The organism is Rhizobium sp. P40RR-XXII, assembly GCF_012641405.1.
Classification (GTDB): domain Bacteria; phylum Pseudomonadota; class Alphaproteobacteria; order Rhizobiales; family Rhizobiaceae; genus Rhizobium.
On sequence record NZ_JABAII010000016.1, the window covers coordinates 1 to 15991 of the forward strand.

Sequence of the window (15991 nt, forward strand, 5' to 3'; positions counted from 1 at the left end):
AACAATCCTTCCCGCGCCCAAAAATACCCGCTGGACAAGCATCTCTACGCCCAGCGCCACCTGATCGAGTGCTGCTTCTCGAGACGCAAGCAGTTCCGCAGGGTCGCTACGCGCTTCGAAAAAACCGCCGAAAACTACCTCGCAGTCGTCACTATCGCAGCAATCGTCCTATGGATCAGATAACTGTCCACACTTCCTAGCCCTTCTTGCCCAGCGCACCATGATTGGTGATGGTGATGAAATCGGTCGCGTTGCCGGTTTCCGGTCCTACGCCGGTGTCGGAAATCGTCAGCGAAGAACCTGCCGTCAGCAGATCCTCGATGCGGTGGCGGGCATCGTCTGGAATGGTGATGCGGGCAAGCGCCTGTCCGGCGGCATCGAGCGACTGCGACTGTTCCTCGCTGGTGATGCCGTACCGTTTCTTCGTCTGCTTGCTGAGATCTTCTTCCAGTGTCATGCCGAACCAGTCGGCCTTGCCGCTGATCCGGTCGATCGCGTTGGCGGTGAAGAAATGCACGCCGAGTGCCTCTTGCGGCTCGGCGATGATGGCGGGGCCTTCGAGGAGCGGCTTGAAGTTCTGGCGGACCATGATTGCGCCATTCGGCGGTTCGCCCTTGCCGGCGGCGGCATAAACAGCCTTTATCAGCGAGGGGCTGACGAGGCTGTCCGTCGCCGTGATGCCATGCGCCTTCTTGAAATCTTCGATCGCCTGCACCGTTGCCGGCCCGAGCATGCCGTCGGGCGTTCCGGTAATGAAGCCCATTCCATTCAAAATGGCCTGGAGGTCGCGCACATTTTCGCGCAGGCCACGTCGGGTGATGAGGATGCTGAGCGGTGCCGGATCGGCAGGCGGGGCAATGGTTTCCTGTGCCTTCGGTATCCGGATCGAGGTCACGTCATTCGTCGCGACCTGCAGGGATTGCCCCTGCGGCAGAAAGCTTGCGGTCATCGGGCGCAGTTCGATACCGGAAAGCAGCGCCGGTGGAGGTGCTGCCGGTGGCTGGAACAGCATTGCGCTCGCGAAAGGCTGCGGCACCAGGGGTTGATTGGCGATGACGACATGCACGCCGCGCTCGGTCATCTGGTAGAGCATCTTGGCAAAGGCTTTCGGCATGCGCACGCAGCCGTGGGAAGCCGGATAATTCGGAACCGAGTTGGATTCGTGCAGCGCAATGCCCGACCAGGTCAGCCTTTGCATGTAGGGCATCGGCGCGGCCGAATAGAGATTTGACTCGTGATAGACCTTCTTTTCCAGAATGGAGAAGATGCCGCTCGGTGTCGTATGCCCCCGCTTGCCGGTCGAAACCTTCGAGGTCGCGATCACTTGGTCGCCATCATAGACGGCAAGCGACTGCCTGTCCTTCGACACCACGATCTGCAGGGTGCGGGCATCCGGCGCGGCAAGAGAAGGGTGTGAGAGGGCAGTGGCCGACAACAGCCCGAGCCCAAGCAACAAAAACGGCTTCATATAGACACAAACCAAAACGCAATACTCGTAGCGCCAAGATTAGACTTCGAAGTTTAAGGAAGGCTTGCCGAAAAGAACTGTCCTTTCGTTCCGGCGAAATCTTGGGGTTTATCCATTCGAAGCCAGATTCAGCAACGCCGAAGCGAGGTGCGGCCCCGCCTCGGCGTTAAATCATCAGCGGAGATCGAATGGACGGTTAGTGAGCGCTGGAAGCCACCCAGTTGTGCCAGTCTTGCTCGCTGCCGTGGAAGGCGTTGAGATCGATCTTGCCGTCGACTCCATGGGAGACGCCGGAGCCGGAATATTGCCAGAACAGCCATTTCCGGCCCGGATAGACCTTGGATGGATGTTGGGCCACGGCGCGCAGCCAGAAGGGATAGTCGAGCAGTTCGCCGCTGAGATTGTCGCGATAGAAATCCGGCGCGGTATAGACGATCGGACGCTGGCCGTAATGCCTCTCCAGCTTGTCCATGAAGACCTGCATCTTGGCAAGCACCTGCTCGCGCGAAGGCCGGCGCTTGCAGCTCGACTCGCCGTTCCATTCCACATCGATGACGGGCGGCAGGGCGCCTGCTTCCTTCGGCACGTTGCGGATGAACCAGTCGGCCTGCTCCCCGGCAGTCCGGCACCAATAGAAGAAGTGATAGGCACCATGCTTCAGGCCGGCCTGTTGGGCGGCTCGCCAGTTCTTCTTGAACATCGGATCGAGATGATCGCCCCCATCCGTCGCCTTGATGTAGACGAAGTTCGCGCCCTGGGTGCGCAGCGTATCCCAGTCGATCTCGCCTTGCCAGCGCGAGACGTCGACGCCATGCACGGCGAGCTTCCGGGGCGAGGTGGAAGAGCCGAAGTTGATCGGCTTGGCATCGCGGAAGCGGTGGCCGTAGATCTGCATCGGTTGCTGCCGCATGGCGCGAGGCATGGGATTCGACGGCGCGAGCATTGCGAGCGGCCGCTGCAGCGGGACGGGCGTATCGTCGTCGCTCTGGTCGGAAGGCATGAGCCCCTCCGGACGGAGATTCGTCGGCATTGCGACTGCGAGCGCCTGCTGCTGCTCGACGCGTGATACCGTTTCACCGATTTCGACCGATGGCATCGGCCGGCTACTCTTTGTGATGGAGCTAGTCATTTCCTTGGAAGGCGGGCTGGCTTGCGCGGCTTCGCGCTCACCTCGGGCAGCGCAGCCTGAGATCGTCAGGCAGGCGAGAAGAATGGTCGATACAGCCGATACACGCATAGGAACCCGTACGCAAAACACAATCGACGGCGGATCCGCGCCGTTCGGAAGTCACAGAATCCAAGTCCTAATGGAAATTTACCAAAAAAGTTTGAATCCGAGCTTTTCATCGCAAAGAATCGCGTGTGTGACGCGATTATTCGCGAGGCATTCATATGTCTCTTGTCGGTGACTTTTCTTTAAGTCATTGTTATTTATGGCGCTTGCCGCCGAATGTGTAACCGGTCTCGACCGTCCTGTTGCCGAATTTTTCTTTGAGCTTGTCCATGGCGGCTTCCGCGGCGGCGCGGCGTGTCGCCTGCACGTCGATGAGATCGGGCGGGTCCGCGCGCCCCGCGTCGCCAAGATCGGTGACGCCTATGCCGATGAGGCGGAACTTCGTGCCGTCGGTCTCATGTTCGAGCAGGCGCAGGCCGGTGCGGAAGATCCGGTCGGCAAGCTGGGTCGGATCTTCTAGACGGCGGTTGCGCGTGCGGGTCTTGAAGTCGGCGGTCTTCAGCTTGAGCACCACGGTCTGCCCGGCAATGCCGCTGCGCTTCAGGCGCCGCGACACCTTCTCCGAGAGATCGCGCAGGATCGGCACGAGATCGTCATGGCGCGAAATGTCGTCAAAGAAAGTCGTTTCGGAAGACACGCTCTTTGCTGCCTCGTTCGGATGCACCGTGCGGTCGTCGATGCCGCGGGCGAGACGGAAAAGCCGCTGCCCGATGACGCCGTAGCGACGCATCAGGTCACCTTCCTCCATGGCCTGTAATTGGCCGATCGTGCGAATGCCGTGGCTCTCCAGCGTCGCCGCAAAGGCCTTGCCGACGCCCCAGATGGTGGTGACAGGGCGTGGCTCCAGGAAGGAGAGTGCCTCTTGCCGCCCGATGACGGAGAAGCCGCGTGGCTTCTGCAGGTCGGAGGCGACCTTGGCGAGGAACTTGCAATAGGAAAGGCCGACCGAGACGGTGATGCCGATTTCCTGTTCCACCCGCCGGGCAAACTTGGCGAGAATGCGGGCCGGCGGATCGTGATGAAGCCGCTGCGTGCCGTCGAGCTCCAGAAAGGCTTCATCGATCGAAAGCGGCTGCACCAAGGGCGTCAGCTCCTGCATCATGCCTCGAACCTCGCGGCCGACACGGACGTATTTTTCCATGTTCGGGCGGATGACGACTGCGTTCGGACAGGCTTCCAGTGCCTTGAACATCGGCATGGCGGAGCGCACCCCATGGATGCGGGCGATATAGCAGGCGGTGGAAACGACGCCGCGTTTGCCGCCGCCGATGATGACTGGCTTGTCGGCCAGCTCCGGATTGTCGCGCTTCTCGATCGAGGCATAAAAGGCGTCGCAGTCGATATGCGCCAGCGTCAGTCCGTAGAGTTCGCGGTGATAGACGAGGCGAGGGCTGCCGCAGCTGCGACAGCGCGTCCGTGCGACCGATTGCTCGCTCAAGCAATCGCGACAGAAACCTGAGATCTTGTCGGGCGCACTGGTCATTGAACGAGAACAAAAATTGAACATCGCCACTTTATGTTTTAAGCTTGTGAGTCTCAAGCCGGAAAACTGTCGGGGAGCGGGGAGTGCAGACTTTAAGCGTGCAACCACTAACGCCTGACCGTTGGGGCGATTTCGAGGTGCTCTTCGGGCCAAGCGGCGCCTGCTACGGCTGCTGGTGTACCTATTTTCGCGTCCCGACGTCGCAACGCAAGACGATGGATGCTGCGGCCAAGAAACGCTTCATACAGGCGCGCGTCGCGGCTGGGCCGCCACCCGGGCTCCTTGGTTATGTGGATGGGCAGCCGATTGCCTGGGTGCAGGTCGGTCCGCGCGCCGAACTGCCGCAATGGAATTCCCCCAAAACCGTATCGCGCCCGCTCGATCCGGCGGATGCGGAGGATGGCTCGATCTGGGCCGTCAGTTGCTTTTTCATGAATGCGCGCGATCGCGGCCAGGGACACAGCCATCGCATGCTTTCGGAGGCGGTCAACTTTGCCAAGGCATCCGGGGCGCGGCTGCTGGAGGGCTGTCCGATCGAGCGCACCAAGCAATCGAAATCCGTCGGCCTTTATGTGGGTTCGCAACGCATATTCGAAGCGGCCGGCTTCTGGGAGATCGCCAAACGCAAGGATGGCCGGCCGCTGATGCGCCTTATTCTCTGATATTGGGCTCTCAAATCGGGTTGGAGGCGTCAGCGCACGATATGAGCCTGGATCAGTGGCGCTGCCTGGCTCCATTCGTTTGCTTCGGGGATCCCTGCCGCGACGGCTGGCGCCATGCGGTGAACGACGGAATCCGGTTTGAGGTTGATCAGGAGGCATTCCGGAACATGGTCGCTGACCGAATGCAGATTGTGGGCCATGTCGTCGACGAAGGCGACGGGCATAGTGCGCTGTCGATGCAGGGATCGCACGATCGGCCCCTTCGGCTGCAGCGATGCCAGCAGGGGATAGGCAAGTTCGAGCCTGTCGAGCAGACGGCGTCTCTGGACCCAGAACTGCGGCGGCATGGCCGTGAGGAAGACGATATCGGCGTCTTTCGAGAATTCGCCGAGCGTATCGACAACGCGCTCCAAAGGGGTCTGCCATTGTTCCTGCGCCTCGAAGAAGACTTCGATCAGCCGGTGAACATCCTTTTCTTCCAAGGCGGAGCCATTGTCTTTGGAGACGATGTTGCCCGTCAACCGGAAAGAGCGGGGCAGGAATTCATAGCCTTCGCCGTCGATGAAGGTCAGGAAAGGGGCAAAGAAATGCAAGACGACGTCGTCGACATCGCAGACGATCAGCGGCCGCTCCTGCAGCCGGATATGCGATACGTCGAATTCAAGCGGGGCATCCATGGTCAATATTCTCCAGAGGCAAGGCCGGGCGGCGAAAAATGCGCCGACGCGGCGGCGACGGCCTCCGGTGGAATGCCGCTTGCCTCGCAAAAGGCCAGCAATGTCGGTTCATGGTTCATGAGGAAGTCGAGCATGCCGGCGAGAAAGGCGGGCTCGTTGATGGCGTTGCGCACCTGTGCAGGCTCCACGCCGGTCAGCGCCAGGAAACGGCCGAACATATCCGGTTCGTTGGCCAGCCAGCCGAGTACGGCAATCGCGGTCTCTTGCGGGGCGGCCGCATTCTTCTTTGGGTTCTTGAAGTTACTTTGCATTTCGAAGGGTAAGTTACCTATTTTTCAACCAAATGCCGGTAGTTTGCGATTCAAGTATTTCTGGAATCGGTTCCTCGCGACCCTATATTTCGAGAGAATGGATGCAATACCGGATGCAGGGACAGCTTTCCATGCCTAAACAGGTAATGATTGTAGAAGACAATGAGCTCAATATGAAGCTCTTTCGCGATCTGATCGAGGCTTCCGGCTATACGACGATCCAGACCCGTAACGGTATGGAAGCGCTCGATCTCGCTCGCAAGCATCGTCCGGACCTGATTCTCATGGATATCCAGCTTCCGGAGGTTTCCGGCCTGGAAGTCACCAAATGGCTGAAGGAAGACGATGATCTCCACGTCATCCCCGTAATTGCGGTTACGGCCTTCGCCATGAAGGGCGACGAGGAGCGCATTCGCCAGGGCGGATGCGAGGCCTATGTCTCGAAGCCGATTTCGGTGCCGAAATTCATTGAGACCATTAAGACCTATCTGGGCGATGCCTGATGATGGGGAAGAGCTGATGACCGCGCGCATCCTGGTAGTCGACGATATCCCCGCCAACGTAAAGCTTTTGGAAGCGCGGCTGCTTGCCGAATATTTCGAAGTGCTGACGGCGGAAGACGGTTTGAAGGCGCTCGCGGTTTGTGCGAACGCTCAGGTCGATCTCATCCTTCTCGACATCATGATGCCCGGCATGGACGGATTTGAAGTATGCGAGCGCCTGAAGTCGGATCCGCGTACGGCGCATATTCCCGTCGTCATGGTCACCGCGCTCGACCAGCCGGCCGACCGTGTGCGCGGCTTGAAGGCCGGTGCCGACGACTTCCTGACGAAGCCGGTCAACGACCTGCAGCTTATTTCCCGCGTCAAGAGCCTTCTTCGCTTGAAGACGCTGAGTGACGAATTGAATATGCGCAGCGAGACCGCGCGCAATTTCGGCATCGACGATCTGCTTCGGGCCGGCGATGGTCGCGCCGACGAAGCCGGACAGGTGCTTCTGGTCGATGGCCGCGCCAATTCGCAGGAGCGTATCATCCGTACGCTCAAGCCGATCGCCCAGGTCGTCGCAATGTCCGATCCGCAGGCCGCCTTGTTCGAAGCGGCCGAGCGGCCTTTCGAACTCGTCATCGTGAATTCGAATTTCGAAGACTACGATCCGCTGCGGCTTTGCTCGCAGCTTCGCTCGCTGGAGCGCACGCGCTTCCTGCCGGTGCTGCTGGTGACGGAGCAGGGGGCCGACGAGATGATCGTCCGTGCGCTCGACCTCGGCGTCAACGACTATATTGTCCGTCCGATCGATCCGAACGAGCTCGTCGCCCGCTGTCTCACCCAGATACGGCGCAAGCGCTATAATGACCGGTTACGCGCCAGCGTGCAGCAGACCATCGAGCTTGCCGTCACCGACGCGCTCACCGGCCTGCACAACAGGCGATACCTGGACAATCACCTCAAGGTGCTTTTCGATCGTTCCCTGGCGCGGGGACGGCCGCTTTCCGTCCTGATCACCGACATAGATCGTTTCAAGACCGTCAACGACACCTACGGTCACGATGCCGGCGACGAGGTGTTGAAGGAATTCGCGGCGCGCATCCGCTCAACGGTGCGCGGCGCCGATCTGGCCTGCCGCTACGGCGGCGAGGAATTTGTTGTCGTCATGCCGGATACAACAGCCGATATTGCGGCTGCGATCGCCGAACGTCTGCGCGCAGCGGTAGAAAATATGCCGGTGAAGCTGCGGGACGGCGGTGTCGCGCTTAACATTACCGCATCCTTCGGCATTTCGTCTCGTTTGGACACAATCGAGGCGCCGGAGCAATTGATGAAACAGGCTGATCTTGCGCTTTATGAAGCAAAAAGAGCAGGCCGCAACAGGGTCGTCGCCTCGGCCGCTTGACGGTAGCGGATCATTAAAGCGGGCACCACCTCCCAATATTGAGGGTGTTTTTCAAGTTTTGAACAATGGTCAAAAAAAATTGTTCTGTGCTCCTCCATGATGTACCGCTTCTGCATTGCTGAAAGAAAAGGCTCGTACTTTTATCTCGTCTCGAGATGAATACATGCGTATTTGGAGAAAGATTGGAATTTCGTCACAATTTTATTATATATATGAGAATTGTTTGAAATTTTGCTGCTATATAAAAGTCGAGAGGTGCGACTTTAACTGAAAATAATTTATATATTCAGATATTCATTGAATATATGTATTCGGTTTTTTCCTTCTCCGCAGGAATTAGATCTTTATTCTTTAGTCCTTCTTGACCTCGATTTGTTAAAACTATCGGACATTCTTTTTCTCAAAGTCATGAATTTTAACCATCCGAGCAGGCAGGTATTTTTTATCATTAAGAATTTGTTGATTTCCTTTCGATTTCGCGCGAATTTAGTCTCGTACACAGACAGCCCGCAAGGGTTTCCAAGATACCCCATGATGCTCAGGTCCGCCGCATCTCCTGGGTCGTGGGGTCGGTCGGCTGGCAGGCAGAAAGATAACGGTTCCTCGTGCCGTTTTGCAGGCTAGCCGGCCCCCAATTCAAAAACGCCGCTCTTCGTTCGTCGAAGGCGGCGTTTTTTCTTTTCCGTGAGGGCGGTCAGCTCTCAGCCCTGATGATGCGGAAAAATTGGACTTTGTCCCGGAAATCCTCAGCAAAAACAAAAAAAGGCGCGAACCCGTAGGTTGCGCCTTTTTGTAACCTGAGGTTTAGGAAGCTTACTTGATCTTCGTTTCCTTGAACTCGACGTGCTTCTTCGCAACCGGGTCGTACTTCGTCTTCGTCATCTTGTCCGTCATCGTACGGCTGTTCTTCGTCGTGACGTAAAAGAAACCAGTGTCGGCCGTCGACAGCAGCTTGATCTTGATGGTGGTAGCCTTGGCCATAGTCGTCCTGCCTTTAATAAAAATGAACGCCGTGGACGGCCAGTGCGGAGGTCCACGGCGAATTCTGGCGCGAAACTACAAATCGCGCCCGAAAAGTCAACCCCTGTTGCCCATGAAAAGCAGCCGTATCCCCGAAAGCAGGACATAAAGGCCGAAGAAAAAGGCCACGGCCCAGGCAAAGCCGCTGGGATTGGCGAAATCCATTGCCGTGCCGATCGTCGGCGGCCCGAGAACCATGCCGATGGCATAGCAGAAGACGAAGGCGGCATTGGCTGCCACAAGGTCCGCGCCGGTCAGCCGCGTGCCGAGATGGCTGAGTCCGACCGTATACATGCCCGAAACGCAGCCGCCCCAGAAGAGCAGGATGGTGGCCAGAATAATCCAGTTTGACGACAGCGACGGCAGCAGAAGCGCGCCGACAAAGCCGATCGTAGCCATGATCGACAACAGCGGCCGCTTGTCGCGCATGCGGTCGGCAAGCAGCCCGAGCGGAATTTGGAAGACGAAATTGCCCACGCCCATGACGGTCAGCAGCAATGCGGCCTGCGATTCGTTGAAGCCGAGGCGCGTCGCATAGCTGGTGAACAGCGAACCGCCGCCGACGGTTACCGCGCCGAACACGAAGACAGCCGCCGTCGCCGTCGGCACCAGGAAGATGTAACGGACGAAATGCAGTTCGGGCTTCTCGTCGACGATCGGGCTCTCATTGCGCGCAATGAAGATCGGAATGGCGGCGGCCAGGATGATGCAGGCGCCGACAACGAAGGGCATCAAGCCCTCGCTGCCGACCACGGAGAAGAGCAGGGGGCCGGCCGCAAAGCCGAGGGAGAACACCGTGGAGTAAAGGCCGAGCACGAAGCCGCGCTTGGAAGGCGGTGAGGCCGCGTTGATCCAGAATTCCGACAGGATGAAAAGGGTCGTTGTCGCTCCGTGGAACACGATGCGCAACGGAAACCACAACAGCAGGTTTTCTGCGTAATAGAAGCCGAGCGAGCTCAGCGCCGAGAGAAAGACCGCCCAGATCATCGTCTGCACGACGCCGAAGCGATGCGCGAGCTTGGTCGTGATGACCGCGGCCAGCATCGAGGCTACACCCATCATCGCCGTGTTGAGCCCGATCAGGCTCGAAGGAATGCCGCGCTTTTCGAGGATGATGCTGAGAAGCGGCAGGCCCAGCCCGATGGCGATGCCGACGGCGGACACGGAGGCAATGGCTGCAACGAGCGAAGGCCAGTGAATTTCTTCGACATGGCCGGCCTTGTCGTTCGTCGGTTCAAGCATAAACTAATTCCTGGAGCATGAGGCAGGCGAATCGATCCGGATGCGCAACATAGAAAGCCACGGCTCGGCCAAATTCAGGTGACGGGTCGGCTTTCATGAGATCGGTCAAACCCTCCGGAATAGTCCCCTTGACGCGCGGCATGTTCAGACAAGAAATGTTGCTGATGTCAAGCCGTTGCTGATGAACCATCTCGCGCAAATCGCGAATATGCGGCGAATCGATAGTGATTCCCGATAGAAGAGTGCAACGTTGCGAGACAACCTCGGCCCTTTGTCCGGGCCGGCTGCATAGGCGGGCGGGCATTGTCACGACCGGCCGTTCCCCTCATCCCATTCTTCCGGACTGTCGTCATGTCCGCCGAATCCATGCATCCGGAGCGCCCATTGCAGGCCGATGACACCGCCTTTGATCGGTTGAATGACGGCAAGCGCCGTGATGACGGTAATGGGTGCCCATATGGCGAGATGTGCCCAGAGCGGCAATTTGAAAGTCATGTCTGTCAGCATGTAGCCGCCAACGATGACGTGGCCGAGAACCAGGATCACCAGATAGGGCGGCAGATCGTCGGCGCGCTGATGAAAGATTTCCTCGCCGCATGCGGCACAATGATCCACCGGTTTCAGGAAGGCGCGGAAGAGCCTGCCGGTGCCGCAGCGCGGGCAGCGGTTCTGCATGCCGCGGGAAATCGATCGTCCAAGCGGACGCTCGCTTTCATCGGAGCCACCGAAGCGGGTGGGAGAGTCGGATGGGCTGCCCGTCATGAATGCGTTTCCTTCCTGCCGGTAGCCGCCTTTTACCTGCGTCCGCGCGGCGGTCTTGTGCCCGGCGCCTTGCGGGCCTGGCTCTTGTTGCGGCGGGCCGCCTTGTGGAAGGAACGCACCGCGGTCGGCATCGGCCTGCCTTCGCTCAGCATTTCGAAGCGCAGAGCTCCGGCAAGCGGCACGGCTTCGGCGAGCCTCACGCTGACGTCATCGCCGAGACGATAGCCGAGCCCCGTTCTCTCGCCTGTCAGTGCCTGATGCGCCTCATCGTAGATGAAATAATCGGAGCCCAGCGTGGATATAGGGATGAAACCGTCGGCGCCATAGTCCGGTAGGGTGACAAAAAGTCCCGACTTGGTGACACCGCCGACGCGCGCCTCGAATTCCGTACCGACCTTGCCAGCCAGATGATGGGCGATGAGCCGGTCCACGGTCTCGCGCTCGGCAGCCATGGCGCGGCGTTCGAAGGTCGAGATTTCGGCGGCGATATCGTCAAGCGATGCCTCTTCGTCCGGCGTAATTGCGCCTTCGCCGAGGCCGAGCGAGCCGACGAGCGCGCGATGCACGATCAGATCGGCGTAACGGCGGATCGGCGAGGTGAAGTGGGCGTATTTCATCAGGTTCAGGCCGAAGTGCCCGATGTTGTCGGGGCTGTAGATCGCCTGGCTCTGCGAGCGCAGCACCATCTCGTTGACCATCGTCTGATGCGGGGTGCCATCGGCTTTGGCGAGGATGCCGTTGAAACTGTTGGCCCGAACATTGCCGCCCTTGGGCAGTGATATGCCGAGGGTGGCCAGAAATTCGCGCAGGACCTCCTGCTTGGCGAGCGTCGGCCCGTCATGGATACGATAGACGAGCGCCTGCTTCCGTTTCTCCAGCGTCTCGGCGGCGGCGACGTTTGCCTGGATCATCATCTCTTCGATGAGCTTGTGCGCATCGAGGCGAGGCGGCACGACGACCCGGTCGACCGTACCATCGGGTGTCAGCAGGATCTTGCGTTCGGGCATGTCGAGCTCGAGCGGCTGGCGACGGTCACGGCCCTTTTTCAGGATGTCGTAGGCATGCCAGAGCGGTTTGAGGATCGGCTCCAGCATCGGTCCGGTCTTGTCGTCGGGCTTGCCGTCGATCGCCGCCTGGGCCTGCTGGTAGGAAAGCTTGGCCGCGCTCTTCATCATGACGCGATGAAAGGTGTGGCCGGCCTTCCGGCCCTCCCTGGAGAAGATCATTCGCACGGCGAGGGCAGGACGGTCGACGCCTTCCTTCAACGAGCAGAGATCGTTGGAGATGCGCTCAGGCAACATCGGCACGACACGATCGGGGAAATAGACCGAATTGCCGCGCTTCAGCGCTTCGCGGTCGAGCGGCGAGTTCGGCCGCACGTACCAGGAGACGTCCGCGATGGCGACGGTGACGATCACGCCATCCGGATTGTCCGGCGATGGGTCCATTTCGGCATAGACGGCGTCGTCATGATCCTTGGCGTCGGCCGGATCGATTGTTATCAGCGGCAGGCTGCGCCAATCCTCGCGATGCGACATGGTCGCGGGCTTGGCGGCATCGGCCTCCGCTATCGCGGCGGCGGGAAAGACATGCGGGATTCCATGCGCATGGATGGCGATCATGGAGATCGCCTTTTCCGAAGCGACCGAGCCGATGACCGACAGCACCTTGGCGCGCGGCAGGCCGAAGCGGCCGAGGCGGGCAATTTCCACCTCGACGAGATCGCCGTCCTTGGCGTCGCCGGTATAGCCCGGATCGACGACCATCTCCTCGCCGCGACGCTCGATCGGCATCAGCCGGCCGCCGCCGCCCGGTGTTTCGCGGAAGACGCCCATGGAGGCACCCTTCCGCTTGTCGAGGACCTTGATGATGCGAGCCGTATAGGCTGGGCCGCCGCGATCCACGGCCGGAAAGATCTTCGCGAGAATGCGGTCGCCCATGCCGGCGACCGGCGCCTTGCCCTTGCCATTGCGGCCGGCGGGCGAGGAGGACTGCTTGATCATCACGGCAGGTGCGACGCCGTTTTCGTCAGCCCATTCTGCGGGCCGGCCGATCAGTTCGCCATCCTTATCGCGCGTGGTGATGTCGAGAACGGCGATCGGCGGCAGTGCGCCAGGGCGGATGAGCGACTTGCGGCTCTTCTGCACCATGCCTTCTTCTTCGAGTTCGCGCAGCAGTTCCTTCAGCGCGACGCGGCTCTCGCCCTTCAGGCCGAAGGCTTTGGCCAGTTCGCGTTTGGAGGCCTGCTGCGGATGTTCGGCGATGAAGCGCAGGATGATCTCGCGCGGCGGCAGAATGCCGTGGACGATTGCCATCATCGGCTCGTCATCGCCTGCCTTGCCGGCGCGGCCGGGTTTGCCGGAACGTCGTTCCGACGATGGGTTCCTGCCGCGCGGTTCTCTGCTCACTCTGCACTCTTCTTTTTCGCTGCCGTCTTGGCCGCGGGCTTCTTTGCAGCAGCCTTCGGCTTGGCGGTGGTTTTCGTCGCTTTTGCGCCGGCTGCCGCAGCCTTTGCCCTGGCAGGCGCCTTCTTGGTGGTACCGCCGCTCTTGCCGGCCTTGGCTGCGATCAGAGCCAGGGCTTCCTCGACGGTGATCGCCTGCGGATCCGTGCCTTTCGGCAGCGTCGCATTGACCTTGCCCCAATTGACGTAGGGACCATACTTGCCATCGCGAACGGTGATTGCGCCGCCGCCATCCGGATGCGCGCCGAGATCCTTCAACGCCGCGGGCGTACCGCGCGCTCCGCCGCCGGCCTTGCTCTGCTTTTCTGCAAGAACGGTGACCGCGCGGTTCAGGCCGACGGTGAAGACATCCTCGACGCTTTCGAGATTGGCGTAGCTGCCGTCATGCAGAAGGAACGGACCATAGCGGCCGATGCCGGACGAGATCATCTTGCCGCTTTCCGGATGCTTGCCGATGTCACGCGGCAGCGAGATCAGTGCCATCGCCTTCTCGTAATCGATATCCTCCGGCTTCCAGCCTTTCGGCAACGAAGCACGTTTGGCATCTTTGCCATCACCGCGCTGAATATAGGGTCCGAAACGGCCGGAACGCAGCGTCAGCTCCTCGCCGGTGACCGGATCCGCGCCGAGTGCCTTCGGCTCGTTCAATCCGTTGGATTCGGCCTCCGCGCCGCCTTCCGACGAAAGCTGGCGCGTATAGTTGCATTCCGGATAGTTCGAGCAGCCGACGAAGGCGCCGTATTTGCCGAGCTTCAGCGAGAGATTGCCCGTGCCGCATACCTGGCAGATGCGCGGGTCGCTGCCGTCTTCACGCTTCGGGAAGACGAGCGGGGCGAGCGCCTCGTTCAAGGCGTCGAGAACGTTGGTGACGCGCAATTCCTTGGTGTCTTCGATCTGGGCAAAGAAATCGCGCCAGAAGTCGCGCAGCACGTCCTTCCAATTCAGCTCGCCGGCCGAAATGCGGTCGAGCTTCTCTTCCAGATCGGCCGTGAAATCATATTCCACATATTTGGTGAAGAAGCTTTCGAGGAAGGCCGTCACCAGCCGGCCCTTGGCCTGCGGCAGCAGCTTGCGCTTGTCGATGGTCACGTAATCGCGGTCGCGCAGCGTCGCGAGCGTCGCCGCATAGGTGGAGGGGCGGCCGATGCCGAGTTCTTCCATCTTCTTGATCAGCGACGCCTCAGAATAGCGCGGCGGCGGTTCGGTGAAATGCTGGGTCGAATTGATCTTCTGCTTGGCGAGGTTTTCGCGCGCATTGATCTCCGGCAGACGACCGCCTTCTTCGCTGTCGTCGCTCTGTTCACCGTCTTCCTTCTGGTCGGTATAGGCGGCGATGAAGCCGTCGAACCGGATAACGGAGCCGACGGCGCGCAGGCCTGCCTTCTTGCCGGCGTTGTCGGCCAGGATCTCGACCGTCGTGCGCTCGATTTCGGCCGATGCCATCTGGCTGGCAATGCCGCGTTTCCAGATCAGGTCGTAGAGCTTCAGCTGGTCGTCGTCGAGGAACTTGCGGATGCGGTCCGGCACGCGCTCGAAGTCGGTCGGGCGGATCGCTTCGTGTGCTTCCTGGGCATTCTTTGCCTTGGTGGAATAGAAGCGCGCCTTTTCCGGCAGGTAACGGTCGCCGAACTGATTGGCGATGGCGCTACGCGCGGCATCGATCGCTTCCGGGGCCATCTGAACGCCGTCGGTACGCATATAGGTGATGAGACCGACGGTCTCGCCGCCGATGTCGACGCCTTCATAAAGCTTTTGCGCCACCTGCATAGTGCGCGAAGCCGAGAAGCCGAGCTTGGAGGAAGCGGCCTGCTGCAGTGTCGAAGTGGTGAATGGCGGGCTCGGATTGCGCTTGACCGGCTTCGCCTCGACAGTGTCGACGACATAGGAGGCACCCTCCAGCAAAGCCTTCAGCCTGCCGGCGTCCTCGCCGTTGCCGATGGCGCGCGGCTGCAGGCGCTTGCCGTCCGCTGACACCAGCCGCGCTTCGAATTCGTCGCCGCGCGGAGTCTTCAGGATGGCCGACAGGTTCCAGTATTCTTCCGAGATGAAGCGCTCGATCTCGGACTCGCGATCACAGACGAGACGTAGCGCGACCGACTGCACGCGGCCAGCCGAGCGGGCGCCCGGAAGCTTGCGCCACAGGACCGGCGACAGGTTGAAGCCGACGAGATAGTCGAGGGCGCGGCGGGCGAGATAGGCATCCACCAGCGGCACATCGATGTCGCGCGGCTCGGCCATGGCGTCGAGCACGGCCTTCTTGGTGATGGCGTTGAAGACGACGCGCTTCACCGGCTTGCCGTTGATGACGCGCTTTTTGTTGAGCAGGTCTAGCACGTGCCAGGAAATGGCTTCACCCTCGCGATCCGGGTCGGTCGCGAGAAACAGGCCGTCGGAGGATTTCATCGCGTCGGCGATGTCCTTCATGCGCTTTTGCGACGCGGCATCGACTTCCCAGAGCATTTCGAAATCTTGATCCGGCAGTACCGAACCGTCTTTGGCGGGCAGGTCACGCACATGGCCGAAGGAAGCAAGAACCTTATATCCGGGTCCCAGATATTTGTTGATTGTCTTGGCCTTGGCAGGCGATTCCACCACTACAACGTTCATCATCAAGTCTCTGAATAAGAGGTCGCGCCGGTATAAGGCGCGGGAGATACCGGGTTTTTCCGGCTTCCCGGCCTTCCGACATGGACAGGGAATTCGTCGCGGTCAAGAGGCGAAGGCGATTTTTGCGCTTGGTGCGGCGATGCGATGCTTAGAATTGGTACGCGTGTC

The 15991-nt window shown here is 60.1% G+C and carries 13 protein-coding genes and 1 pseudogene; 4 read left to right on the forward strand and 10 right to left on the reverse strand.

Annotation, left to right across the window (positions count from 1 at the left end; all coding sequences use genetic code 11):
- Positions 1-183, forward strand: a pseudogene (locus HGP16_RS24960) (IS5/IS1182 family transposase); the annotation flags it as partial.
- 13 nt (positions 184-196) lie between these two features.
- On the opposite strand, the gene HGP16_RS24965 reads toward HGP16_RS24960, so the two are convergent.
- The 3 genes from HGP16_RS24965 to HGP16_RS24975 form a co-directional block, all read right to left on the reverse strand.
- Complete coding sequence (locus HGP16_RS24965) at positions 197-1468, reverse strand: L,D-transpeptidase family protein (RefSeq protein ID WP_168842687.1); 1272 nt, start codon at positions 1466-1468, stop codon at positions 197-199.
- A 196-nt stretch (positions 1469-1664) separates the two neighbouring features.
- Entirely contained in the window at positions 1665-2705 is a 1041-nt protein-coding gene (locus HGP16_RS24970; RefSeq protein WP_168842688.1) for a GH25 family lysozyme, read from the reverse strand.
- 190 nt (positions 2706-2895) lie between these two features.
- Complete coding sequence (locus HGP16_RS24975) at positions 2896-4185, reverse strand: DNA polymerase IV (RefSeq protein WP_168842689.1); 1290 nt, start codon at positions 4183-4185, stop codon at positions 2896-2898.
- 83 nt (positions 4186-4268) lie between these two features.
- Between HGP16_RS24975 and HGP16_RS24980 the strand changes: the two genes are divergently transcribed.
- Positions 4269-4847 (forward strand): GNAT family N-acetyltransferase, encoded by a 579-nt coding sequence (locus tag HGP16_RS24980; RefSeq protein ID WP_168842690.1) that lies wholly within the window; start codon positions 4269-4271, stop codon positions 4845-4847.
- 29 nt (positions 4848-4876) lie between these two features.
- On the opposite strand, the gene HGP16_RS24985 is transcribed toward HGP16_RS24980, so the two are convergent.
- The gene (locus HGP16_RS24985; RefSeq protein ID WP_168842691.1) at positions 4877-5524 is read right to left on the reverse strand and encodes a hypothetical protein; all 648 of its coding nucleotides are present in this window, start codon (positions 5522-5524) and stop codon (positions 4877-4879) included.
- Between the two features lie 2 nt (positions 5525-5526).
- Positions 5527-5835, reverse strand: coding sequence for a DUF3572 domain-containing protein (locus HGP16_RS24990; protein WP_168842692.1), 309 nt, complete (start codon positions 5833-5835; stop codon positions 5527-5529).
- Positions 5836-5966: 131 nt separating this feature from the next.
- Here HGP16_RS24990 and HGP16_RS24995 point away from each other — a divergent pair, with 131 nt between their 5' ends.
- A complete protein-coding gene (locus HGP16_RS24995; RefSeq protein WP_028754034.1) occupies positions 5967-6338 on the forward strand; it encodes a response regulator in 372 nt (123 codons plus the stop codon).
- Positions 6339-6354: 16 nt separating this feature from the next.
- Positions 6355-7728, forward strand: coding sequence for a PleD family two-component system response regulator (locus HGP16_RS25000; RefSeq protein WP_168842693.1), 1374 nt, complete (start codon positions 6355-6357; stop codon positions 7726-7728).
- A gap of 813 nt (positions 7729-8541) precedes the next feature.
- On the opposite strand, the gene rpmG is transcribed toward HGP16_RS25000, so the two are convergent.
- The 5 genes from rpmG to topA all read right to left on the reverse strand — a co-directional run bounded on the left by rpmG (position 8542) and on the right by topA (position 15823).
- On the reverse strand, positions 8542-8709 hold the full coding sequence (gene rpmG, locus HGP16_RS25005) for a 50S ribosomal protein L33 (protein ID WP_003547442.1): 168 nt from the start codon (positions 8707-8709) through the stop codon (positions 8542-8544).
- Positions 8710-8805: 96 nt separating this feature from the next.
- Entirely contained in the window at positions 8806-9990 is a 1185-nt protein-coding gene (locus tag HGP16_RS25010; RefSeq protein WP_168842694.1) for an MFS transporter, read from the reverse strand.
- A 306-nt stretch (positions 9991-10296) separates the two neighbouring features.
- A complete protein-coding gene (locus HGP16_RS25015) occupies positions 10297-10752 on the reverse strand; it encodes a DUF983 domain-containing protein (protein WP_168842695.1) in 456 nt (151 codons plus the stop codon).
- 32 nt (positions 10753-10784) lie between these two features.
- Positions 10785-13160, reverse strand: coding sequence for a ribonuclease R (gene rnr / locus HGP16_RS25020; RefSeq protein ID WP_168842696.1), 2376 nt, complete (start codon positions 13158-13160; stop codon positions 10785-10787).
- On the reverse strand, positions 13157-15823 hold the full coding sequence (topA, locus tag HGP16_RS25025; protein WP_168842833.1) for a type I DNA topoisomerase: 2667 nt from the start codon (positions 15821-15823) through the stop codon (positions 13157-13159). The genes rnr and topA overlap by 4 nt, the downstream gene beginning before the upstream one ends.
- Positions 15824-15991 lie beyond the last annotated feature (168 nt).